This window comes from Nocardioides caricicola (assembly GCF_039541135.1).
Classification (GTDB): domain Bacteria; phylum Actinomycetota; class Actinomycetes; order Propionibacteriales; family Nocardioidaceae; genus Nocardioides; species Nocardioides caricicola.
Window position 1 is genome coordinate 258120 of record NZ_BAABFQ010000006.1, and the last position, 22636, is coordinate 280755.

Annotated in this window: 22 protein-coding genes; 17 read left to right on the forward strand and 5 right to left on the reverse strand. The window is 72.4% G+C overall.

Annotation, left to right across the window (positions count from 1 at the left end):
- Positions 1 to 4 precede the first annotated feature (4 nt).
- The 4 genes from ABD875_RS12580 (at position 5) to ABD875_RS12595 (ending at position 3926) form a co-directional block, all read left to right on the forward strand.
- Positions 5 to 1447, forward strand: coding sequence for a flavin-containing monooxygenase (locus ABD875_RS12580; RefSeq protein ID WP_345177144.1), 1443 nt, complete (start codon positions 5 to 7; stop codon positions 1445 to 1447).
- A 25-nt stretch (positions 1448 to 1472) separates the two neighbouring features.
- Entirely contained in the window at positions 1473 to 1667 is a 195-nt protein-coding gene (locus tag ABD875_RS12585) for a CsbD family protein (RefSeq protein WP_345177148.1), read from the forward strand.
- A gap of 214 nt (positions 1668 to 1881) precedes the next feature.
- The gene (locus ABD875_RS12590) at positions 1882 to 3330 is read left to right on the forward strand and encodes a DEAD/DEAH box helicase (protein ID WP_345177153.1); all 1449 of its coding nucleotides are present in this window, start codon (positions 1882 to 1884) and stop codon (positions 3328 to 3330) included.
- A 2-nt stretch (positions 3331 to 3332) separates the two neighbouring features.
- Positions 3333 to 3926, forward strand: coding sequence for a CPBP family glutamic-type intramembrane protease (locus ABD875_RS12595; RefSeq protein ID WP_345177157.1), 594 nt, complete (start codon positions 3333 to 3335; stop codon positions 3924 to 3926).
- On the opposite strand, the gene ABD875_RS12600 is transcribed toward ABD875_RS12595, so the two are convergent.
- Entirely contained in the window at positions 3895 to 4794 is a 900-nt protein-coding gene (locus tag ABD875_RS12600; protein WP_345177162.1) for an NAD(P)H-binding protein, read from the reverse strand. The two genes, ABD875_RS12595 and ABD875_RS12600, sit on opposite strands and share 32 nt — an antisense overlap.
- A gap of 70 nt (positions 4795 to 4864) precedes the next feature.
- Between ABD875_RS12600 and ABD875_RS12605 the strand changes: the two genes are divergently transcribed.
- Positions 4865 to 5296: a pyridoxamine 5'-phosphate oxidase family protein gene (locus ABD875_RS12605; RefSeq protein WP_345177165.1), complete on the forward strand. Its 432-nt coding sequence runs from the start codon at positions 4865 to 4867 to the stop codon at positions 5294 to 5296.
- Between the two features lie 9 nt (positions 5297 to 5305).
- Here the strand turns inward: ABD875_RS12605 and ABD875_RS12610 are convergent, their stop codons facing one another.
- Positions 5306 to 6037 (reverse strand): MerR family transcriptional regulator, encoded by a 732-nt coding sequence (locus ABD875_RS12610; protein WP_345177168.1) that lies wholly within the window; start codon positions 6035 to 6037, stop codon positions 5306 to 5308.
- Positions 6038 to 6094: 57 nt separating this feature from the next.
- Here ABD875_RS12610 and ABD875_RS12615 point away from each other — a divergent pair, with 57 nt between their 5' ends.
- Both ABD875_RS12615 and ABD875_RS12620 read left to right on the forward strand, forming a co-directional pair.
- A complete protein-coding gene (locus ABD875_RS12615; RefSeq protein ID WP_345177171.1) occupies positions 6095 to 7306 on the forward strand; it encodes an acetyl-CoA C-acetyltransferase in 1212 nt (403 codons plus the stop codon).
- 14 nt (positions 7307 to 7320) lie between these two features.
- Complete coding sequence (locus tag ABD875_RS12620; RefSeq protein ID WP_345177175.1) at positions 7321 to 9516, forward strand: 3-hydroxyacyl-CoA dehydrogenase NAD-binding domain-containing protein; 2196 nt, start codon at positions 7321 to 7323, stop codon at positions 9514 to 9516.
- 53 nt (positions 9517 to 9569) lie between these two features.
- Here the strand turns inward: ABD875_RS12620 and ABD875_RS12625 are convergent, their stop codons facing one another.
- Positions 9570 to 10496 carry an SMP-30/gluconolactonase/LRE family protein gene (locus tag ABD875_RS12625; RefSeq protein ID WP_345177179.1) on the reverse strand — a complete coding sequence of 309 codons (927 nt, stop codon included), beginning with the start codon at positions 10494 to 10496 and terminating at the stop codon, positions 9570 to 9572.
- A 61-nt stretch (positions 10497 to 10557) separates the two neighbouring features.
- Here ABD875_RS12625 and ABD875_RS12630 point away from each other — a divergent pair, with 61 nt between their 5' ends.
- Positions 10558 to 11484, forward strand: coding sequence for an ArsR/SmtB family transcription factor (locus ABD875_RS12630; protein WP_345177181.1), 927 nt, complete (start codon positions 10558 to 10560; stop codon positions 11482 to 11484).
- Here ABD875_RS12630 and ABD875_RS12635 read toward each other — a convergent pair.
- Positions 11476 to 12069, reverse strand: a complete 594-nt coding sequence (locus ABD875_RS12635; RefSeq protein ID WP_345177184.1) for a hypothetical protein — start codon at positions 12067 to 12069, stop codon at positions 11476 to 11478. The two genes, ABD875_RS12630 and ABD875_RS12635, sit on opposite strands and share 9 nt — an antisense overlap.
- Positions 12070 to 12139: 70 nt before the next feature.
- Here ABD875_RS12635 and ABD875_RS12640 point away from each other — a divergent pair, with 70 nt between their 5' ends.
- Positions 12140 to 12778: a histidine phosphatase family protein gene (locus ABD875_RS12640; RefSeq protein WP_345177187.1), complete on the forward strand. Its 639-nt coding sequence runs from the start codon at positions 12140 to 12142 to the stop codon at positions 12776 to 12778.
- On the opposite strand, the gene ABD875_RS12645 is transcribed toward ABD875_RS12640, so the two are convergent.
- Complete coding sequence (locus tag ABD875_RS12645; protein ID WP_345177190.1) at positions 12775 to 14046, reverse strand: alpha/beta fold hydrolase; 1272 nt, start codon at positions 14044 to 14046, stop codon at positions 12775 to 12777. The genes ABD875_RS12640 and ABD875_RS12645 overlap by 4 nt on opposite strands.
- Positions 14047 to 14098: 52 nt before the next feature.
- On the opposite strand from ABD875_RS12645, the gene ABD875_RS12650 reads away from it, so the two are divergent.
- From ABD875_RS12650 to ABD875_RS12685, 8 genes are read left to right on the forward strand one after another with little or no spacing between them, the layout of a single operon-like run.
- Positions 14099 to 14656, forward strand: a complete 558-nt coding sequence (locus tag ABD875_RS12650; protein WP_345177194.1) for a PadR family transcriptional regulator — start codon at positions 14099 to 14101, stop codon at positions 14654 to 14656.
- Positions 14653 to 15375 (forward strand): ABC transporter ATP-binding protein, encoded by a 723-nt coding sequence (locus ABD875_RS12655; protein WP_345177196.1) that lies wholly within the window; start codon positions 14653 to 14655, stop codon positions 15373 to 15375. Before ABD875_RS12650 ends, ABD875_RS12655 begins: the two co-directional genes overlap by 4 nt.
- Positions 15372 to 17942, forward strand: coding sequence for an FtsX-like permease family protein (locus tag ABD875_RS12660; protein ID WP_345177201.1), 2571 nt, complete (start codon positions 15372 to 15374; stop codon positions 17940 to 17942). Before ABD875_RS12655 ends, ABD875_RS12660 begins: the two co-directional genes overlap by 4 nt.
- 45 nt (positions 17943 to 17987) lie before the next feature.
- Entirely contained in the window at positions 17988 to 18596 is a 609-nt protein-coding gene (locus ABD875_RS12665; RefSeq protein ID WP_345177206.1) for a TetR/AcrR family transcriptional regulator, read from the forward strand.
- A complete protein-coding gene (locus ABD875_RS12670) occupies positions 18596 to 19378 on the forward strand; it encodes a TIGR03084 family metal-binding protein (RefSeq protein WP_345177210.1) in 783 nt (260 codons plus the stop codon). Before ABD875_RS12665 ends, ABD875_RS12670 begins: the two co-directional genes overlap by 1 nt.
- On the forward strand, positions 19375 to 21066 hold the full coding sequence (locus ABD875_RS12675; RefSeq protein WP_345177215.1) for an acyclic terpene utilization AtuA family protein: 1692 nt from the start codon (positions 19375 to 19377) through the stop codon (positions 21064 to 21066). The genes ABD875_RS12670 and ABD875_RS12675 overlap by 4 nt, the downstream gene beginning before the upstream one ends.
- Positions 21063 to 22181, forward strand: a complete 1119-nt coding sequence (locus tag ABD875_RS12680; RefSeq protein ID WP_345177219.1) for an acyl-CoA dehydrogenase family protein — start codon at positions 21063 to 21065, stop codon at positions 22179 to 22181. Before ABD875_RS12675 ends, ABD875_RS12680 begins: the two co-directional genes overlap by 4 nt.
- Positions 22178 to 22630 carry an SRPBCC family protein gene (locus ABD875_RS12685; RefSeq protein ID WP_345177222.1) on the forward strand — a complete coding sequence of 151 codons (453 nt, stop codon included), beginning with the start codon at positions 22178 to 22180 and terminating at the stop codon, positions 22628 to 22630. The genes ABD875_RS12680 and ABD875_RS12685 overlap by 4 nt, the downstream gene beginning before the upstream one ends.
- Positions 22631 to 22636: the final 6 nt, after the last annotated feature.

Consider the following 22636-nt stretch of genomic DNA (forward strand, 5'->3'; position numbering starts at 1 on the left):
GGGCATGCACCCCGAGCACGTGGACGTCCTGATCGTCGGCGCCGGCCTGTCCGGCATCGGCGCCGCCTGCCGGCTGCGCACCGAGCACCCCGGCCGGTCGGTCGCGATCCTCGAGGCTCGTGAGGCCAGCGGCGGCACGTGGGACCTGTTCCGCTACCCCGGCATCCGCTCGGACTCCGACATGTTCACGTTCGGCTTCAAGTGGCGGCACTGGGAGGGCGACGTGGCGCTCGCCGACGGCGCGTCGATCCTGGAGTACCTCCGCTCCGTCGCCGAGGAGTACGGCGTCGACCGGCTGATCCGCTACCGGCACCGGGTCGTCAGCGCGAGCTGGGACTCGGCGACGGACCGCTGGACCGTCGAGGTCGACCGCGACGGGGAGACGGTCACGCTGACCACGAGCTTCCTGTGGGGCTGCGGCGGCTACTACGACTACGACGAGGGCTACACGCCGCAGTTCCCGGGCCGCGAGGACTTCCGGGGCACGGTCGTGCATCCGCAGCACTGGCCCGAGGACCTCGACTACACCGGCAAGAAGGTGGTCGTGATCGGCTCCGGCGCGACCGCGGTGACGCTGGTCCCGGCGATGTCCCAGGCCGGCGCGGAGCACGTGACCATGCTGCAGCGCAGTCCGACGTACATCCTGTCGCTGCCCGGGCGTGACCCCGTCGCCATCCGGCTGCACCGGCTGCCGTCCAGGCTGAGGTACCAGATCGTCCGGTGGAAGGCGATCCTGCTGGCCGTCGCGACGTACCAGCTCGCCCAGCGCCGCCCCGCCTTCGTCAAGAAGGTGATCCGGGCCGGGGTCGCCAAGCAGCTGCCGGCCGGCATGGACGTCGACACCCACTTCAAGCCGGCCTACGACCCGTGGGACCAGCGGCTCTGCTTCGTGCCGGACGGCGACCTGTTCAAGGCGCTGCGCTCGGGCCGGGCGTCGGTCGTCACCGACCACATCGACACCTTCACCGAGAACGGCATCCGGCTGCGCTCGGGCGAGGAGCTCGAGGCGGACGTGATCGTCACCGCGACCGGCCTCAAGCTCAAGGCGATGGGCGGCGTCGAGCTGAGCGTCGACGGCCAGCCGGTGAAGATGCCGGAGACGCTGACCTACAAGGCGCTGATGCTCAGCGACGTCCCCAACTTCGTGTTCACGATCGGCTACACGAACGCGTCGTGGACGCTCAAGGCCGACCTGGTCGCCGACTTCGTGTGCCGGCTTCTCGCCCACATGGACGAGCACGGCGTACGGCGGGCCGTGGCCCCTCGTGACCCGTCGGTCGGCGAGGAGCAGCTGATCTCCTTCACCTCCGGCTACATCCAGCGGGCGCTCGACGAGCTGCCGAAGCAGGGCGACCGCGAGCCCTGGAAGCTGCGGCAGAACTACCTCAAGGACCTGCGCGCGATCAACCGCCTCCCGGTCGACGACGGGGTGCTGACGTTTCGCTGAGCCGCCGAACGGCTACTGCACCCGTATGGGACTCAAGGACAAGGCAGAGAACAAGGTCGACGAGCTCAAGGGCCAGGGCAAGGAGTCGGCGGGCAAGGCCACCGGCGACCGCGACCTCGAGGCCGAGGGCAAGGCCGACCAGACCGAGGGCAAGGTCAAGCAGGCCGGGGAGCACGTCAAGGACGCCGCCAAGGACGTCAAGGACGGCCTCACCAAGTAGACGCGCGTCACACCCGACGCGCCGATGCCGGTCTGACGGGCTGCACCCTCTACACTTGTGGAAGCAGCCCGTTCAGTCTTGCCTCGGGCTTCGGCGGATCCCTTCGAGGATCACGCCCCTCACCTCGTGAGGTCAGCTTCTCCGTTCCCGCCCACCGGCGGGTTCAGCTTGGCGAGACACGCCAACAGTGAGTGATCTTCTCTTGTCTACTGCAGTGTCTGCTGCGGGCTTCGCCGATCTCGGCGTCCCCGCCAACCTCGTCTCCATCCTCTCGGGCCTCGGCATCACCGACCCGACCCCCATCCAGCGCGCCACGCTCCCCGACTCGCTCGCGGGCCGCGACGTGCTCGGCCGCGGCCGCACCGGCTCCGGCAAGACCTACGCGTTCCTCCTCCCGCTGGTCGCCCAGCTGTCGACGTCCAACCGCACCGCCCGGCCCAAGTCGCCGCGCGCCCTGGTGCTGGCGCCGACGCGTGAGCTCGTCACCCAGATCGAGGACTCCCTCCGCCCGCTCGCCCAGGCCGCGGGCCTGAGCACCATGACGATCTTCGGCGGCGTCGGCCAGAACCCGCAGGTGCAGAGCCTGCGCCGCGGCGTCGACATCGTGCTCGCCTGCCCGGGCCGCCTCGAGGACCTGATGGGCCAGGGTCACTGCGACCTCGGCCAGGTCGAGGTCACCGTGCTCGACGAGGCCGACCACATGGCCGACCTCGGCTTCCTCCCCGGCGTACGCCGGATCCTGGGCAAGACGCCGCGCGACAGCCAGCGGCTGCTGTTCTCGGCCACGCTCGACAAGGCGATCGACACCCTGGTCAAGCAGTTCCTGCAGAACCCGGTGACCCACCAGGCCGACTCGGCGCAGTCGCCGGTCGCGACCATGGACCACCACGTCCTGCACGTCGCTCGCGAGCACCGGGTCCCGGTCCTCGTCGACCTGACCAGCGCGCCCGGTCGCACCGTGGTCTTCACCCGCACGAAGTACGGCGCCAAGGCGCTCGCCCGCCAGCTCAACAAGAGCGGCGTTCCCGCCGTCGAGCTGCACGGCAACCTCAGCCAGAACGCCCGCACCCGGAACATGGACGCGTTCCACTCCGGCAAGGCCTCCACGCTGGTCGCCACCGACATCGCCGCCCGTGGCATCCACGTCGACGACGTGTCGCTGGTCGTGCACGCGGACCCGCCGGTCGAGCACAAGGCCTACCTGCACCGCTCGGGCCGCACGGCGCGTGCCGGCAACAAGGGCACCGTCATCACGCTGATGACCGACGACCAGGTCCGCGACGTCCGCGACCTGACCCGGGCGGCCGGCATCAAGCCGACCACCACGAAGGTCGTCGGCTCCAGCCACCCGGTGCTGGCCGAGCTCGCCCCCGGCGAGCGGGTGCTGGTCCCCGGCGGCCTGGTCGTCGACGCCCCCGAGGGCAACCCGCGCCCGAGGAGCACCGGCGGCGGTGGCGGCGGTCGCAACCGCTCCCGTGGTCGCCGCAGCGGCTCGGGCGCCAAGGCCTCCGGCGCGAAGAGCACCGGCGCGAAGAGCGCCGGCTCGGCGCCGAAGTCCGGCGGCGGCAAGCCCCGCCGTTCGGGCGGCCACGGCAGCGCACCGTCGGCCTCGGGCGGCCAGAAGCGGCACAGCGCCTCGTCGTTCAGCTCCGGGCGCCGCTGATCATGAGGGGAAGTCGTCGAGCCGCGCTCGTCGGCTTCCTCCTCGTCGGCACGGTGCTGCTCGGCCTCTCCTTCGGGATCGAGCCGGGCAGCACCTGGTTCTACCCCGCAGCGCTCGCCCTCGCGGCGACCTGGGCCGTCGGCGCGTTCGCCAGCGGACCGGTCGAGTGGGGGGACCCGGGCGTGGTGCGACCGGTGCTCGTCGGAGCGCTGCTCGCCGCGGTGTTCGTGGCGGGCGCGCTCCTGCTGCGCGAGCTGTCGATCCTCGACGGCCAGGTGTCCTCGGTGACGGCGTACGCCGACCGCGGCTCGGGACCGCTGATCGTGGCGGTGACCCTGGTGACCGGCTTCGCCGAGGAGCTGTTCTTCCGGGGCGCGGTCTACGCCGCGGCCCCGCGCCGGCCGGTGCTGGTGAGCACGCTCGTGTACGCCGTGGTCACGATCGCGACCCTCAACCTCGCGCTGGTGGCGGCCGCGGCCGTCCTCGGCCTCGTGGTGGGGCTCGAGCGGCGGGCGTCCGGCGGGGTGCTGGCGCCGGCGCTCACCCACGTCACGTGGTCGCTGGTCATGCTCCTCGCTCTGCCACAGCTCTTCTGACCGCCTCGGCGTACGGGATCGGCTCGCCGGGCAGCAGGTCCTGGATCGCGTGCTCGCTGACGACCACCTCGGTCCCCATCGAGTCGATGAGGTTGCGTCCGGTGGTGGTCTCGACGTCGGTGACGAGCGCGATCCACAGCGACGACAGCCGCGGCGTGAGCACCGGGACCACGAAGATCGGTACCCGCTGGCCGCGGATCACCTCGCTCGCCTGCTGCAGCATCTCCACGTAGGTCAGCTGGTCGGGCCCGCCGATCTCGAACGTCCGGCCGAGCGCCGCGTCGAGGCCGACCACGCCGGTCACGTAGCGGACCACGTCGTCGACCGCGATCGGCTGGGTCCTGGTCCCGGCCCACCGGGGGACCACCATCGCGGGCAGGTTCTTCACCAGCTGCCGGGTCATCTCCCAGGAGATGCCGCCGGCGCCGACCACGATCGCGGCGCGCAGCGTCGTCACCGGGACGCCGCCCTCCCCGAGCAGCTGCTCGACCTCGCGTCGCGAACGCAGGTGCTCCGAGAGCGTCTCGTCGTCCGGTCCGAGCCCGCCGAGGTAGACGATCTGGCGGACCCCGCACGCCCCGGCGGCGAGGCCGAAGGCCCGGGCCGCCTCGGCGTCCTTCTCGGCGAACGCGTCGTCGTCGAGGGAGTGCACGAGGTAGATCGCCACGTCGACGCCGTCGAGGGGCGCCGCGAGCGAGCCCGGGTCGCTGACGTCGCCGGCGACCGGTTCACCGGCGCCGTCGTACGTCTCGGGGTGGCGGGTCATCGCGCGCACGGAGTGGCCGCGTTCGACCAGCTCCGGGACGACGCGGCTGCCGACGAAGCCGGTCGCGCCGGTCACGAGCACGGTCAGTCGTGGCTGGGTCACACCGGTTACTTACCCACGTGAGGACCTTCGACCCCTCCCGCCGCGCCGGTCGCGGACCTAGCCTCGAAGCATGAGCGCGAGCGACGACCTCTACGAGCTTCCTGTCGAGGAGTGCTGGGAGCTGCTGCGTGCCCAGGAGTTCGGGCGGCTGGCGTTCACGCTCGTGGACGAGCTCCACATCACCCCGATCAACTACGCCGTCGACGGCGAGACGCTGCTGTTCCGCACCGCCGCCGGCAACAAGCTGTTCAGCGTCGAGCTCGGCGGCGAGGTCGCCTTCGAGATCGACGAGATCGACGACGAGACCGAGCAGGCGACCAGCGTCGTGGTGCGTGGGAGCGCCCGCCACCTCGAGGAGGACGAGGCGCACCGCGCCGACAACCTGCCGCTGCGCCCATGGCTCGGCACCGACAAGCCGAACGTCGTCGAGATCGCTCCGGTCGAGGTCACCGGACGGCGCTTCCCGCTCAGCCGGCCGTGGCTGCGGATGCGGACGGACTAGCCCAAGTCGCTAGCGCCGGCGGCTGCGCCGCTCGACCTGCTCGCGCCGGGTCTCGTCCATCGCCGCCTCGTACGCCGACACCAGGCTCGCGACCGAGAGCGGCTTGATCCGCTCGACGACCTCGCGCAGCGTCTCGGGGGACGCGCCGGACTCCTTGTAGACCGGCCACACCATCGTGCGGAACAGCTCGCTGAGCTCCTTGGCGATCTGCCGGCCGTGCTCGGCGTACACGTCGGCCGCCGCGAGCGCGGCCTCGGTCGGGAAGCCCAGGTCGAGCAGGCCGAGGCCGACCGACAGCTGGGAGACCGCCACCTCGTAGCGACCGCGCTTGGTCCGGAACACGATGCCGAGCGCCGCCAGCGTGGCGAGGTCCTCGTCGCTGAGCGTGCGGCCGGTGCGCCGGTCCAGGTCCCCGCGCGACATCTCGACCGGGCGGTCCACCTGCCACGGGGCGAGCATCGTGCGATGGAGCGCGATGTCCTCCGGGGAGGCGTCGGCGGGGATGCCCGCGACGTACTTCTCGATCGCGGACAGGGTGAACCCGTGCGCCTGCAGCTCCTGCACGAGCTCGAGCCGGGCGACGTGGTCCGCGCTGTAGTAGCCCGAGCGGCCGCGCCGGATCGGCGGGGGCACCAGGCCCTTGGTCGTGTAGAAGCGGATGTTGCGCACGCTCATCCCGACGCGCTTGGTGAGCTCGTCCAGGGTCAGCAGCTCCCGCAGCGACTCCACGCTCTCGTCCATGACCCTCCTCACACTGACCGACCTTGACGGTGACAGTAATAGTGTCACAATCGGTCCATGGCTGAGGCATTCGTGTACGACCACATCCGAACTCCCCGCGGCAAGGGCAAGAAGGTCGGCACCTTGCACGAGGTGAAGCCCGTCGACCTGATCGTGGGCCTCCTCGACGAGATCAAGGAGCGCAACCCCTCCCTGGACCCGAACCGCGTCGACGACGTGGTGCTCGGCGTCGTGTCCCCGATCGGCGAGCAGGGCGGCGACATCGCCAAGACCGCCGCGCTCAAGGCCGGCTACCCCGAGACCGTCGCCGGCGTGCAGCTCAACCGCTTCTGCGCCTCCGGTCTCGAGGCCGTCAACCAGGCCGCGTCCCGCGTCCGCGGCGGCTTCGAGGACCTGATCCTCGCCGGCGGCGTCGAGTCGATGAGCCGGGTGCCGATGGGATCCGACGGCGGCGCCTGGGCATCCGACCCGGCGACCGCGCTCAAGACCGGTTTCGTGCCCCAGGGCATCGGCGCCGACCTGATCGCCACCCTCGAGGGCTGGAACCGCGACGACGTCGACGCGTACGCCGCCGAGTCGCACCACCGCGCCGCCAAGGCGTGGGCGAACGGCTACTTCGCGAACGCCGTCGTACCGGTCCGCGACATCAACGGCCTCACCGTCCTCGACCACGACGAGACCATCCGCCCCGACACGACGCCCGAGGGCCTCGCCGGGCTCAAGCCGAGCTTCGCCGACATCGGCGCGCAGGCGGGCTTCGACGACGTCGCGCTCGAGAAGTACCACTGGGTCGAGAAGATCAACCACGTCCACCACGCCGGCAACTCCTCGGGCATCGTGGACGGCGCCGCGCTGATGGCGATCGGCACCGAGCAGGTCGGCATCGACCTCGGCCTCACCCCGCGCGCCCGCATCCTCGCGACCGCCGTCTCCGGCGCCGACCCGACGATCATGCTCACCGGCCCGGCGCCGGCGGCCCGCAAGGCGCTCGCCAAGGCCGGCCTGGAGACCAGCGACATCGACCTGTGGGAGATCAACGAGGCGTTCGCCGCGGTCGCGATGCGGTTCATGCGCGACATGGGCATCAGCCACGAGGTCACCAACGTCAACGGCGGCGCGATCGCCATGGGCCACCCGCTCGGCGCCACCGGCGCGATGATCCTCGGCACGCTCGTCGACGAGCTCCAGCGCCGGGACCTGCGCCGCGGCCTCGCCACGCTCTGCGTGGGCGGCGGCATGGGCATCGCCACCATCGTCGAGATCGTCTGAGAGAGAACATCACCGTGACTGAGACCCAGCAGCAGACCGCCGTCCGCTACGAGAAGGACGCCGACGGCATCGTCACCCTGACGCTCGACGACCCGACCGCGAGCGCCAACACCATGAACGAGCTGTACATCGAGTCGATGGCGCAGTGCGTCCAGCGCCTGTACGACGACGTCGACAACGTCACCGGCGTCGTCGTCGCGAGTGCGAAGAAGACCTTCTTCGCCGGCGGGAACCTGAAGAGCATGGTCCAGGCGACCAAGGACGACGCCGCCTCCGTGATGGGGCTCGGCGAGGCCGTGAAGGCCGGGCTGCGCAAGCTCGAGCTCTTCCCGCGCCCGGTCGTCGCCGCGATCAACGGCGCCGCCCTCGGCGGTGGCTTCGAGATCTGCCTGGCCACCAACCACCGGATCGCCGTCGACGACGACTCGGTGAAGATCGGCCTGCCCGAGGCCACCCTCGGCCTGCTGCCCGGCGGCGGCGGGGTGACTCGCATCGTCCGCCTGCTCGGCCTCCAGGCCGGCCTGATGGACGTGCTGCTCACCGGCACCCAGTTCAAGCCGTCGGCCGCCAAGGAGAAGGGCCTGGTCGACGAGCTGGTCGCGACCCGCGAGGAGCTCGTCCCCGCCGCGAAGGCGTGGATCAAGGCCAACCCCGAGGAGAGCCAGAACCCCTGGGACAAGCCCGGCTACAAGATGCCCGGCGGCTCGCCGACCTCGCCCGCGCTGGCCGGCTTCCTGCCCGCGTTCCCGGCACTGCTGCGCAAGCAGACCAAGGGTGCGGTCTACCCCGCGCCGCGGGCCATCCTGTCCGCCGCGGTCGAGGGCGCGCTGCTCGACTTCGACACCGCCTCGCGGATCGAGTCGCGGTACCTGACGAACCTGATCGTCAACCAGGGCTCGAAGAACATGATCCAGGCGTTCTTCTTCGACCTGCAGGCGATCAACGCAGGGGAGCTCCGGCCCCAGGGCATCGAGCCGTACACGGCCAAGAAGGTCGGCGTCCTCGGCGCCGGCATGATGGGCGCCGGCATCGCGTACTCGTGCGCCCGGGCCGGCATGCAGGTCGTGCTCAAGGACGTCTCCCAGGAGAGCGCGGAGAAGGGCAAGGCCTACTCCGAGAAGATCAACGCCAAGGCGGTCTCGCGCGGCAAGCTCACCGAGGAGAAGTCGCAGCAGCTGCTCGACCGGATCACCCCGACCGCCGACCCGGCCGACCTAGCCGGCTGCGACCTGGTGATCGAGGCGGTCTTCGAGGACCCGTCGCTCAAGCAGCAGGTCTTCGCCGAGATCGCGCCGTACGTCAACGACGACGCGCTGCTGTGCTCGAACACCTCGACGCTCCCGATCACCGAGCTCGCCACCGGCGTGGACCGGCCGGCCGACTTCATCGGCCTGCACTTCTTCAGCCCCGTCGACAAGATGCCGCTGGTCGAGATCATCAAGGGCAAGGAGACCTCGGACGTCGCGCTGGCCAAGGCCTACGACGTGGTCCAGCAGATCCGCAAGACGCCGATCGTCGTCAACGACAGCCGCGGCTTCTACACCTCGCGGGTCATCGGCACCCAGGTCATGGAGGGTCTCGCCATGCTCGGCGAGGGCGTCCACCCGGTGTCGATCGACCGGGCCGGGACCTCGGCCGGCTACCCGGTCGGGCCGCTCCAGCTCAGCGACGAGCTGAACATGGAGCTGATGGCCAAGATCCAGAAGGCGTCCGCCGACGCCGCCGAGCGCGAGGGCCGCACGTGGGAGCCGTCCGCCGGTGAGCAGGTCGTCGCCAAGATGATCGAGCTCGGCCGCCCGTCGCGCCTCAAGGGCGCGGGCTTCTACGACTACGACGAGAACGGCCAGCGCCAGGGCATCTGGCCCGGTCTCGCCGAGGCGTTCCCCGTCGCGTCGGAGATGATCCCGATCGAGGACATGCGCGAGCGGATGCTGTTCATCGAGGCGCTCGAGACCGCGAAGTGCTTCGAGGAGGGCGTGATCGAGTCCGCGGCCGCCGCGAACATCGGCTCGATCATGGGCATCGGCTTCCCGCCGGTGACCGGTGGCGCCGCGCAGTACATGCAGGGCTACGAGAACGCCGCCGGCCAGATCGGCCTCGGCGCGTTCGTCGCCCGCGCGGACGAGCTGGCCGAGAAGTACGGCGAGCGCTTCCGCCCGACGCAGTACCTGCGGGACCTCGCCGCCTCGGGTGGCTCGTTCCCGGCCTGACGTCTGACAGAGCGGCGCCGGCGGTCCCCCGTGACCGCCGGCGCCGCTGTCGTTCAGCGGTACGACATGACCGAGGGCTCCTGGAAGTCGTCGCCCGAGTTGGTGAAGTACAGCGTGTGCTTCGTCCGCTTCGTGCGGCCGAACGTGACGCTGGCGGTGTAGTCGAGGCCGACGCTGCGGTCCGCGACGACCCGCACCCGGCCGCGGGACGTGACCCGCAGCAGCCGGTCGCTGCCGTACGACGCCGCGACCCAGGCGTTGCCGTCCCGGTCGAGGGTGAGCCCGTCGGCGAACGTCAGGAGGTCGTCGTGCGCGACGACCTTCGGCCGGCCGACGGCCGCGCCCCTGCGGTCGACGGTGATCCGGCCGACCGTCGCCCGCTCGGAGTTGGTGAACCAGACGCTGCCGTCGCGCGCGACCGCGAGCCCGTTCACGCCCGCGTCGTTGGGCCCGCCGCCCTCGAGGCGGGTGTCGTGCAGCCAGGTGGACACGTTGCCGGTCTCGTCGACCGCCCAGATCGTGCCGAGGGTCATGTCGCTGACCAGCAGGGTGCCGTCGTCGGTGAAGGCCAGGCCGTTCGGGAAGCCGGTCGGGTCGGTGGCGGCGAACAGCGCCCACGCGGCGGTGTCGGTGTCGTAGCGCCACACGCCGGTCGGGCCCCCGTCGAAGCGGACGACCGCGCCGTACACCTGCTCGTCGTCGTCGAGCGCGAGGCCGAGCAGGTAGCCGCTCTCCGCGGGGAAGGCCGGCGCGCCGAGCGGGGTGACCTCGCCGTCGAGGTCGACCCGCGCGAGCTGGCCGGTGGGCGCCATGCCGACGTACAGCGACCCGTCGCGGGCGGCGGCGATCCCTTCCGGGTGCTCGCCGGCCGCGTAGTCGAGGGTGGTGACGGTCTGCACGTCGCCGGGCGCGGCGGTGGCCGTCGTGGCGGTGAGGACCAGGGCGATGGTGGTCGCGAGGAGGACTCTGGTGGATTTCATGCCCGGACCGTAGGGTCGGCCGTCCCGCTGGACCGAGGTGATTCGAGGATGTGGAAATCGGATGGCCGCGATCGTGCTGCTGGGTCCGGAGCCGCCCGGGAGGACCCGGGTCCGCCAGGCACCGGTGCTCGAGGCGATGCTCGCGTTGCACGTCCTCGTCGAGCCCGGTCATCACCCGGAGCAGCACCCGTTCGTGCGTGACATGCGCTCGCTCCCGCCGGCGTTCCGCGCGGAGCTGAACCGGCAGCGCGAGACCTTCAGCCACCCGCCCGAGGCGCTGCTCAACCCGCACCCCGACCCGGACGCCGAGGTCGACGTCCTGCTGGCCGCCGTCGCCGCGGTGGACGCCGCCGCGGGCGCGCTCGTGAGCGACTTCTGGGAGCTCGCCTTCGCGGCCGAGTGGCAGCGGATGGCGCCGACGCTGGCCCGCGCCGGGGACGCGATGGCCGAGACGGTCGCCACCTCGGGCGCGCTGGGCCTGCTGGACGGCGTCGCCCCGTGGATCGCCTCCCGACCGGCCCGGCACGAGGTCCAGTTCGGCTGCACGGCCGGCGAGGACCCCGCCGACGACCTGCCCGACACCACGTTCGACGTCCGGGGCCAGCCGGTGACGGTGGTGCCCAGCATGTTCGCGGCGCCGCACGTGTACGTCGACGTGGAGACCCCGGCCGCGGTGCAGTTCGCCGTCCCGGTGCGCGCGGTGCTGCGGGAGGCGCCGCCGCCGGCCGAGCTGACCGGCGCACTGACGGTCCTCGGCAGCGAGGCCCGGCTGCGCCTGCTCCACGCGCTCGACCGGCCGCGACCCGTGCAGGAGCTCGCGCCGATGCTGACGATGGCCCCGTCGACGGTCTCCCGGCACCTGCAGCGGCTGGCCGAGCACGGCCTGGTCACCAGCGAGCGGGACGGCTGGTACGTCCTCTACCGCGCCGTCCCGTCCCGCGTCGGCGACCTGGTGCGCGACCTCGAGGGGTACGTCGGCTCAGCGTGAGTTGAACCAGGGGTCGTGCAGGTCGTAGAACGTGGCCCCCTGCATGGCGTACTCGAGCTCGGTGCGCACGTCCTCGGGCGGCTCCTGCTGCTCGCCGCTGCGAGCGCTCGCCTCGTCGGTGAACGCGACCGTCTCGGTGAAGGTGCCGTCCGGCTCGAGCGCGAGGGTCGCGCCGAGGATCTCCGGCCGCATCCGCTTGAGCTCGGTCTGGTCGGAGGTCATCAGCCGGCGCAGCCGGGCGGGGTCGTCGACCTTGCCGCGGATGATCTGGACGAAGCCGGCGTCGTCCGAGCCGCCGTCGAACAGCAGGGTCACGTCGTCGCAGTCGTGGAACTCCACGGGTCCGTCGAAGAGCGCCATCATCTCCTCGGCCCACGCGGCCTGCTCGGGCCGCTGCGAGTTGGCCATCGCCAGCTCGCGGTTCTCGAAGCGGACGACGGCCACGAACAGGTCGTCGTCAGCGAATCCGTAGGTGCCGCCGAGCCAGCCTTCGGCGCCGGGAGACAGGTCCCGGAGCCAGCGGTCCAGGACGGCGTGGAGGTCGTCCTGGCGGGTGCATCGACCCTGGATGATCTGGATGAACATCTTTCGACGTTAGACCTCGGGGCCGGACCGCGCATGGCCCAGATGGGGGAGCCCTCTAGGGTCGGCACCCATGGGTGTGGTGATCCTGGTCCGGCACGGTCAGGCGTCGTTCGGAGCGGACGACTACGACGTGCTCTCGGAGACCGGCTGGGAGCAGGGGCGCCTGCTCGGCCGCTGGCTCCCGGAACCGTCGGCGGTGGTCGCGGGTGGCATGCGCCGCCACCGCGAGACCGCCGAGGCGGCGGGCTGGTCGCCCGAGATCGACGCCGGCTGGGACGAGTTCGACCACCTGTCGGTCGTCGCCGCCGACCCCGACCGCCCGACCGGCGAGCTCGACCGGCGGCAGTTCCAGCGGGCGTTCGAGCAGGCCACGGCGCGGTGGACCAGCGGCGGGCACGACGGCGAGTACGCCGAGTCCTGGCCCGGCTTCGTCGACCGGGTCCGGGCCGCCCTCGATCGTGCCTGCGCCCGGGCCGGCTCCGGTGAGACCGTCGCCGTGGTCACCTCCGGCGGCCCGATCGCGGTCGCCTGCGCGGCAATGGCGGACCCAGACGCCGACGCGGCCTCGTACGCCCGGCTGTGGAACCGCTTCAACACCACGATCGTGAACTCGTCGTTCACCCGGGTCGTCGTCGGCTCCACCGGTGCCCGGCTGCTGACGTTCAACGAGCACCCGCACCTCGATGGCGCCGCGCTGACCTACCGCTAGAGGTTCCCGTCAAGCATCGCCCGCAACCGCCCCAGCACCCGGGCGGGGTCGGCGCGGATGCCGTCGTGCTCGAACTCGTTGGTCACCCACGCACGCACGTTGCCGACCCGCTCGGCGGTCTCGAGCTGCAGCCCGGAGTCGACGTACATGTCGTCGAAGTAGACCGCGGCCGCGACCGGCACCTCGTTGGCCGCGAGCCGGTCGGCGTCGTAGAGCGCCGGCCAGTCGTCGTACGACGCGAGCAGGTCGGCCGCGCCGCGGAACGGGCGCAGCGCGGCGATGTCGTCGAACATCCAGGAGAACATCGTCTCGCCGGTGAACAGCAGCGGGTCGGCGTCGGCGGCGAACTCCGGGCGCTGCGCGATCGCGCGGTCGGCGGCCCAGCGGGTCGGGCCGGTGTCGGGGCGGCCGTAGCAGTACTCCTGCAGAGGAAACAGCGGCTGGTCGACGAAGCCGGTCTCGGCCATCACCTGGTAGAGGAAGCCGTCGGACAGCTGGTCGCCGTGCCACGCGCCCTCCAGCAGCCAGTGCACCTGCTCGTACCCGTAGCTCATCCCGAACAGCTGGCCGAGCAGCCGCAGCCGCCGGCTGGTGAGGCGGTCGCCGTCGGGGAGCCGGACGTCGTGCGCGTCGAGGTGGTCCGCGATGCGTCGCACGGCCGCGACGTCGCCGGGGTGGCGGTCGTAGAACTCGCGGTTCTTGCCCGCGATCCGCGGGAACGTGCGGGCGTAGACGTCGTCGGCGGTCGCGGTCAGCCCGGGCAGGCCGCCGGTCACGTAGCAACCGCGCAGCCCCTCCGGTGCCTGCGACAGGTAGGTCAGCGTGATGAAGCCGCCGTAGCTCTGGCCGAGCGTGTACCACCGCTCGCCGCCCGCGACCTGACGGCGAAGCAGCTCGGCGTCGCCGACGATGCCGTCGGTGCGGAAGTGGCGGAGGTACGCCGCCAGCTCGGCGTCGGTGCGCCCGCCGACGGTCCTGCCGGAGATGGGCGTCGAGCGGCCCGTCCCGCGCTGGTCGAGCAGCAGCACCCGGTGGTGCTCGGCCGCCGTGGCGAGCCAGCCGCCGCCCGCGCCGCCGGGCCGTGGCGACGCGGCGCCCGGCCCGCCCTGGAGGAACAGCAGCCAGGGGAGGTCCTTGCCCTCGTTGTCGGCGGAGACCACCTCGCGGGCGAAGACCTCGATCGTCTCGCCGTCCGGGTCGGCGTGGTCGAGCGGCGCCTCGACGACGTGGTCGGTCAGGACGAAGCCGGGGATCCGCGTGGTGCTCACGCGGGCAGTCTAGATTTGTGACCGTGCTGCATACCGGGTATACATACTCGGTATGTCGGTGAAGCAAGCACTGTTGGCGCTCCTCGAGCAGGGGCCGAGGTACGGCTACCAGCTGCGGACGGAGTTCGAGCAGCGGACCGGGTCCACCTGGCCGCTCAACGTCGGGCAGGTCTACACCACGCTGACCCGGCTCGAGCGCGACGGCCTGGTCGAGCCCGACGGCACCGACGCGGAGGGGCACGTCGTCTACCGGGTCACCGAAGCCGGCCGTGACGAGGTGGCGCAGTGGTTCACGACGCCGGTCGCGCGCACCCAGCCGCCCCGCGACGAGCTGGCGATCAAGCTCGCGCTCGCCGTCACCACCCCCGGCGTCGACGTCGGGACCGTGATCCAGCAGCAGCGCACCGCGACGATGGCCGCGCTCCAGGACTACACGCGGCTCAAACGCAGCGGCGACACCGACCTCGCGTGGGGCCTCGTGCTCGACTCGCTGGTCTTCGCGGCGGAGGCCGAGATCCGGTGGCTCGACCACTGCGAGGCCCGGCTGCGCAGGGCCGCCCTCGAGAAGCCCGCGCCCGTCACCGCCGAGGTCCCGGAGGTGGCCCGATGAACCCCGTGCTGCACCTCGACACGGTCACCCGCGTCCACGGTGAGGGCGCCACCGAGGTCCGCGCGCTGCGCGAGGTGTCGTTCCGCGTCGCCGCCGGCGACCTGGTCGCCGTGATGGGCCCGTCCGGGTCCGGCAAGTCGACGCTGCTGACCCTCGCCGGCGGCCTCGACGCCCCGACCTCCGGCGCGGTTCGCGTCGAGGGGGTCGACCTGGCCGGACTCGGCAACGCCGGCCGGGCGCGGATGCGGCGTACGTCGATCGGCTACGTGTTCCAGGACTTCAACCTGATCCCGGCCCTCACCGCGGTCGAGAACGTCGCGCTGCCGCTGGAGCTCGACGGCGTGCGCACCCGCACCGCGCGGTCCACCGCGCGCGCCGCGCTCGAGGAGGTCGGGATCCCCGAGCTCGGCGACCGGTTCCCCGACCACATGTCCGGCGGGCAGCAGCAGCGGGTCGCGATCGCGCGTGCCGTGGTCGGCGAGCGCCGGCTGATCCTCGCTGACGAGCCCACGGGGGCGCTCGACAGCGAGACCGGTGAGGACATCCTGCGGCTGCTGCGCGCGCGCTGCGACGCCGGCGCGGCCGGCGTCCTCGTCACGCACGAGGCGCGGCACGCCGCGTGGGCGGACCGGGTGGTGTTCCTGCGCGACGGAGTGGTGGTCGACGAGACCGGAGCCGACCCGGCCGACGTGCTGCTCGACTCCGGCGTACCGCGATGACTTCCTGGCGACTCGCGCTCCGCCTCGCCCGCCGTGACGCGCTGCGCTCGCGGGGTCGCTCGATCCTCGTGCTGGTGATGATCGCGCTGCCGGTGCTCGCGGTGACCGCGGCCGACGTGGTGATCCAGACCCAGCAGGTGAGCAGCGTCGAGGGCCTCGACGGGCGGCTCGGCGCGGCCGAGGCGCAGGTCACGGTGCCGGCCGAGGGCCGACCGATGGCGCAGCGCTTCGACCCGAACACCGGCACCACCACCGTCGGGCGCAAGCAGCCCGCGCCCACCGTCGAGCAGCTCTCCGCCGCGCTCGGCGGCGACCGCCTGGTGGAGCAGCGTGCCGGGAGCGTGACCCTCGCGACCGACAAGGGCATCACGTACGCCGAGGCCACCGAGGTCGACCTGCGCGACCCCGTCGCTTCCAGCCTGTTCCGGCTGACGTCGGGGCGGCTGCCCGAGGACGCCGACGAGGTCGTGGTGAACCCCGCCGTGCTCGAGTCGGGCTACACCGTCGGCGACCGGCTCGACCTCGGCCGGACCCAGCCCGCGCCGGCGATCGTCGGCGTCGGGGACTTCGCCGCCATCCGGACCCCGCCGGCGGTGGCAGGGCCCGTCGGGAGCCTCGGACTCGACGCGGAGAGCGGCAGCGTGCCCGGGTGGCTGGTCGAGGGCGACCCGGTCTCGTGGGACACGGTCGAGCAGCTGAACGCGATGGGCGCCCTGGTGCTCTCGCGCGAGGTCATCGAGCACCTGCCGCCGGACTCGGAGATCCCCGAGGAGGTCCGCTGGGACACCGGCGGCGACAACGCCATGATCGCCGCGATCGCGCTGATCGCGGTGATGGCGCTGCTGGAGGTCGTCCTGCTGGCAGGCCCGGCGTTCGCGGTCAGCGCGCGGCGCCAGGCGCGCAGCCTCGCGCTGATGGCCGCCACCGGGGGCACGCCGGCGCAGTCGCGCCGGGTCGTCCTGGCCGGGGGCCTGGTGCTCGGCAGCGTCGCGGCGCTCCTCGGCGTCGCGCTCGGAATCGGCCTCGGCCGCCTGTTGGTCCCGGTCGCCCAGCGCTGGTCCAGCTCGTGGTTCGGCCCGTTCGAGGTGCCGTGGCTGCACCTCGCCGGGATCGCCGCGTTCGGCCTGGCCAGCGCGGTGCTCGCCGCGGTCGTGCCGGCGTGGATCGCGTCGCGCCAGGACATCGTCGCGGTCCTGGCGGGCCGCCGCGCCGACCGTCCCCCGTCGGTGCGGTCGCCGATCCTGGGCGTGGTGCTGCTCGCCGTCGGCGCCGCGATGGCGGCGTTCGGTGCGTCCGCCGGCTCCGGTGCCGGGGAGTACCTCATCGCGGGCTCGGCGATCGTCGCCGTCCTCGGCATGATCCTCGTGGTCCCGGTCGTCGTGGTCGGCGTCGCGCGGCTGGCCGGCCGGCTCCCGCTGTCGACGCGGTACGCCGCCCGTGACGCAGCGAGGCACCGCACCCGGACCGTCCCGGCCGTCGCCGCGGTCGCGGCCACCGTCGCCGGCGTGGTGACGCTCGCCATCGCGCTCAGCAGCGACGAGGCGGAGAACGAGGGCACCTACACGCCGACGTTGGCGATGGGGCAGGCCGCGGTGACGGGCTACGACCTGCGGCCAGGGCTCTGGGACGCGCTGGAGCGCGCGGTCGCCGGGGAGCTCCCCGATGCGACGGTGACGCCGCTCGCCGGGGTGAGCGGGGACCACTGGGTCGACCTCTCCGCACCCGGGAGCAGCGCGCCGCTGCTGGACGAGATGTCCGTGGGCTTCGGCTCGACCGTCCTGGTCGGCGACGAGGTCCCGGAGGTCGTGCCCGGCATCTCAGCTGAGGACCGGGAGCGGGCAGCGGCGGTGCTCGCCGACGGCGGGGTCGTGGCGTTCACCGACCACCCCGTCGACGGCGACGAGGTCGAGGTGTCCGTCGACGACCGCGGCCGACCGGTCCGGCTGCCGGCGACGTTCGTCGGCTTCGAGGACGGCGCCTACCCGACCCTCGCCGCGGTCGTGCCACCCGCTGCGCTCGACGCCCTCGGTGTCGACGACTCCACGGTCACGCTCGTGGTCACCGGCGTCGACGTGTCGGCGGAGCAGCAGCAGGACGTGACCGAGGCAGTCGCCGCGGTCACCCCGAACGCCGGGTTCTACGTCGAGCGCGGCTACCAGGCCAAGGAGAGCACCCGGATCGTCCAGTTCGTGCTGGCGGCGCTCGGGGCGGTCCTCATGCTCGGCGGCACGCTGACGGCGACGTTCCTCGCGCTGTCCGACGCCCGGCCGGACCTCGCCACGCTGTCCGCCGTGGGCGCCTCGCCGCGGCGGCGGCGCGGGATCGCGGCGTCGTACGCGCTGGTGGTGGGGTTCGTCGGCGCCCTCCTGGGAGCGGCGGTCGGGTTCATCCCGGGCATCGCGATCACCTACCCGCTGACCGCGCCCGCGTACTCCGACACCGGCCCGTTCCTCGACGTGCCGTGGCTGCTGGTCGTCGGCCTCGTTCTCGGCCTGCCGCTGCTCACGGCCGCGGTCGTCGGCTTGTGCGCGCGGTCCCGGCTGCCGATGGTGACCCGGCTCGATTAAAAGTCAGGCTTGACTGTTTGTTAGTTGGTCGGCGATGCTGGCGCGGTGACGACCAGCACCCGCGTCCCACAGGAGGAGCGCACCCGCGTGATGCGGGCGCGGCTGCTGGAGGCGACCGTCGACTGCCTGGTCGAGCGCGGGTTCGCCGGGACGTCGACGACGCTGGTGTCCGAGCGCGCCGGCGTGAGCCGGGGCGCCCAGCTGCACCACTTCCCGACCAAGAACGACCTGGTCGTCGCGGCCGTCGAGCACCTCACGGAGAAGCGCGGTCGCGAGCTCGCCGAGGCGGCGGCCAAGCTGCCGAGGGGTGAGAAGCACACCCGGGCGGTGCTGCAGATGCTCGCCGACCACTTCACCGAACCGGTGTTCAGCGCCGCGCTCGAGCTCTGGGTCGCGGCCCGCACGGACGAGACCCTGCTCGCCGCCGTCTCGCCCTTGGAGCTGCGGGTCGGCCGGGAGACGCACCGGATGACCGTCGAGCTGCTCGGCGTCGACGAGACGAAGCCCGGCGCCCGCGAGCTGGTGCAGGCCACGCTCGACCTGGTGCGCGGTCTCGGCCTCGCCAACACCATCACCGACGACGCGAAGCGCCGCGAGCGCATCCTCGACCGCTGGGCCGACGTGCTGGACGACATGCTGGACAGGGAGATCTGATGGCACTGCTCGACGACCTCCTCGCGGACCTCACCGCCGAGGGCGACCGACTCTGGGCCGCCGTCGCCGGCCTCGACGCCGACGGCTGGGCGACCCCGACCCCGGCGGCCGGCTGGACCGTCGCGACCCAGGTCGCGCACCTGCTCTGGACCGACGAGGTCGCGGCGGTCGCGGCCACCGACAAGGACCGGTGGGACGCGATCGTCCTCGACGCGATGGCCGACCCGACGGGGTACGTCGACGCCCAGGCCCACGAGGTCGCGCGCCTCGCGCCCGCGGCGCTGCTGGCCCGGTGGGGCGCGGCCCGCGACGGCCTGCGCACTGCGCTGCGGGAGCTGCCCGAGGGGCAGAAGATGCCGTGGTTCGGTCCGCCGATGTCGGCCGCGTCGATGGCGACCGCCCGCTTCATGGAGACCTGGGCCCACGCGCTCGACGTGTATGAGGCGCTCGGGGTCGCCTACGAGCCCACCGACCGGGTCCGCCACGTCGCGCACCTCGGGGTGCGCACTCGCGGCTTCGCGTTCTCCGTGCACGGCCTGGACGCGCCCGCGGACGAGTTCCGCATCGAGCTGGTCGCGCCGTCCGGGGAGACCTGGACGTGGGGTCCCGAGGACGCGGCCCAGTCGGTGCGCGGTTCGGCGTGCGACTTCTGCCTGCTCGTCACCCAGCGGGTGCACCGCGACGACACCGACCTGGTGGCCGTCGGCCCGGACGCCGAGAAGTGGCTGACGATCGCGCAGGCGTTCGCCGGCCCTCCGGGTGAAGGGCGGTCCAAGAAGTGAGGATCGGGAACTGCTCGGGCTTCTACGGCGACCGGCTCTCCGCGATGCGGGAGATGCTGGAGGCCGGCCCGCTCGACTACCTGACCGGTGACTACCTCGCCGAGCTGACCATGCTCATCCTCGGCAAGGACACGATGAAGGACCCGTCGCTGGGGTACGCCAAGACGCATCTCCGGCAGCTCGAGGACTGCGTGGGCCTGGCGCTCGAGAACGGCGTGAAGATCGTCAGCAACGCCGGCGGCCTCAACCCGGCCGGCCTGGCCGACCGGATCCGCGAGGTCGCCTCCGGGCTCGGCCTCGACGTGAACGTCGCGCACGTCGAGGGCGACGACGTCCGGAGCCTCGGCTTCACGAACGCGCTGACCGCGAACGCCTACCTCGGCGGCTTCGGCATCGCCGCCGCCCTGCGCGCCGGCGCCGACATCGTGGTCACCGGACGGGTCACCGACGCCAGCCTCGTGGTCGGGCCGGCCGTCGCGCACCACGGCTGGACGCCGACGTCGTACGACGAGCTCGCGGGCGCCGTCGTCGCCGGGCACGTGCTCGAGTGCGGGACCCAGGCCACCGGTGGCAACTTCAGCGGGTTCCGCTCGCTGCCCCACGACGGCAAGCCGCTCGGGTTCCCGCTCGCCGAGATCGCGGCCGACGGGTCGAGCGTGATCACCAAGCACGCCGGCACCGGCGGCGCGGTCACCGTCGACACCGTCACCGCGCAGCTGCTCTACGAGATCCAGTCCACGCGCTACCTCAACCCGGACGTCATCACGCACCTCGACTCGATCGAGCTGGGCGACGCCGGCCACGACCGCGTCCGGATCAGCGGCGTGCGGGGGGAGGCCCCGCCGGCGCGGCTGAAGGTCTGCGTCAACGAGCTCGGGGGCTGGCGCAACACCGCGGAGTTCGTGCTGACCGGCCTCGACATCGAGGCCAAGGCGGACTGGGTCCGCGAGCAGCTCGGCCCGCGGCTGACCGCCAGCGAGGTCGCCTGGACGCTCGGGTCGGTCCCGACCCCGGACGCCGACACCGAGGAGGGCGCGTCCTGCCTGCTGCGCTGCACGGTCAAGGACGCCGAGGCGGGGCCGGTCGGCCGCGCGTTCACCGGCCCGGCCGTCGAGCTCGCGCTCGCGTCGTACCCCGGCTTCACGATGACCGCCCCACCCGCGGCGCCGACGCCGTACGGCGTCTACCGGCCCGAGTACGTCGACCGCTCGTCGGTGACCCATACCGTGGTGCACCACGACGGGCGCCGCGAGGTGATCGCGGACCCGACGGAGTTCGCGGAGATCAGCGGTGACCACGGGGTGCGGCCGTCCCCGTTCCCGGCACCCGCCGACTCGCGCACCCGGCGCGCGCCGCTCGGGACGTTCGTGCACGCCCGCTCCGGTGACAAGGGCGGCGACGCGAACCTCGGGCTCTGGGTCGTGCACGACGGCTCCGAGAAGTACGACGCCCGCGTCACCTGGCTGCAGAAGCTGATCACGCCGCGCAAGGTCCGCGAGCTGGTGCTGGAGGCCGCCGACCTCGACGTCGAGGTCTACGTGCTGCCGAACCTCGGCGCGGTCAACGTCCTGATCCGCGGGCTGCTCGGCGACGGGGTCGCCGCCTCGACCCGTTTCGACCCGCAGGCCAAGGGGCTCGGCGAGTGGGTGCGGTCGCGGATGGTGCACATCGAGGAGGGGCTGTTGTGAGTGACCTGCGAGACCTCGGCGCGGAGTTCACGCGCCGTGAGGTCGTCGACCACCTGCAGGAGTGGGAGGACGCCGGTGAGATCCCCCGCGCGCTGCACCTTGCTGCCGCCAAGCAGGGACTGCTCGGGGTGTCCTTCCCGGAGGCCGTGGGCGGTCAGGGCGGTGACCTCGTCGACACGATCGACCTGCAGGAGGGCATGTTCGAGGCGGGTGCGTCCAGCGGGCTGATGGCCGGCCTGTTCACCGGCGGCATCGCGCTGCCGCACCTGGCCGCGCACGGCTCGCCGGACCTCGTCGACCGGTTCGTGCGGCCGACACTGGCCGGCGAGACCATCGGCGCGCTCGGCATCACCGAGCCCGGCGGTGGTTCGGACGTCGGTGGGATCCGCACGACCGCCGTACGCGATGGTGACGAGTACGTCGTCAACGGTGCCAAGACGTTCATCACCAGTGGCGTGCGCGCGGACTTCGTGACGACCGCCGTGCGCACCGCCGGCCCGGGCGCCGGCGGCGTCAGCCTCCTGGTGATCGAGAAGGGCACGCCCGGCTTCACGATCGACCGGTCGCTGCGGAAGATGGGCTGGCACTGCTCCGACACCGCCGAGCTGTCGTTCGTCGACGCGCGGGTGCCGGTGTCGAACCTGGTGGGCGAGGAGAACTCCGGGTTCCTCCAGATCGCCGAGCAGTTCGTGGTCGAGCGGATCGCGCTGGCCGTGCACGCCTACGGCATCGCGGCGCGGTCGCTGGCGCTGACCGCGGCGTACTGCCGCGACCGTGAGACGTTCGGCAAGCCGCTCGTCTCGCGCCAGGTGGTGCGGCACAAGCTCGTCGAGATGCACCGGCAGGTCGAGGTCGCGCGCACCTACACGCGCGAGGTCGGCCGTCGCCACGTCGCGGGAGAGAACGTGATCGCCGAGGCCTGCTTGGCGAAGCAGACGGCGGTGGACTGCGCGACGTACGTCTGCGACCAGGCCGTCCAGCTGCACGGCGGGGCGGGGTACATGCACGGCACCGAGGTGGAGCGGCACTACCGCGACGCCCGGATCCTTCCGATCGGTGGAGGCGCCAGCGAAGTGCTGGCCGACCTCGCCGCCAAGCTCTTGGGGTACGCATGAACGGTGAAGTGACGGTCCGCATGGCAGCGCCGCCGGAGAAGGTCTGGGCGCTCGTGTCCGACGTGACCCGGATCGGGGAGTTCTCGCCCGAGACGTTCGAGGCGCGGTGGACCCGCGGCTCGACCGGCCCGGAGGAGGGCGCGTACTTCAAGGGCCACGTGAAGCGGAACGGCGTCGGTCCGACGTACTGGACGCCCTGCCGGGTCACCAAGTGCGTGCCGAACGAGGTGTTCGAGTTCACGGTCGGGACCGAGGAGGTGCCGATCAACAACTGGGGCTACCGGATCGCGCCCGACGGCGACGGCTCGCTGGTCACGGAGTACTACCGGCTCGAGCCGAAGCTCTACCTGCGCGCCTACTGGCTGCTGCTCGGCAAGCTCCGCGGCCGCACCAACGAGAAGGGCATGCGCACCACCCTCGAACGGATGAAGGAGGTGGTCGAGCAGTGAGCAACC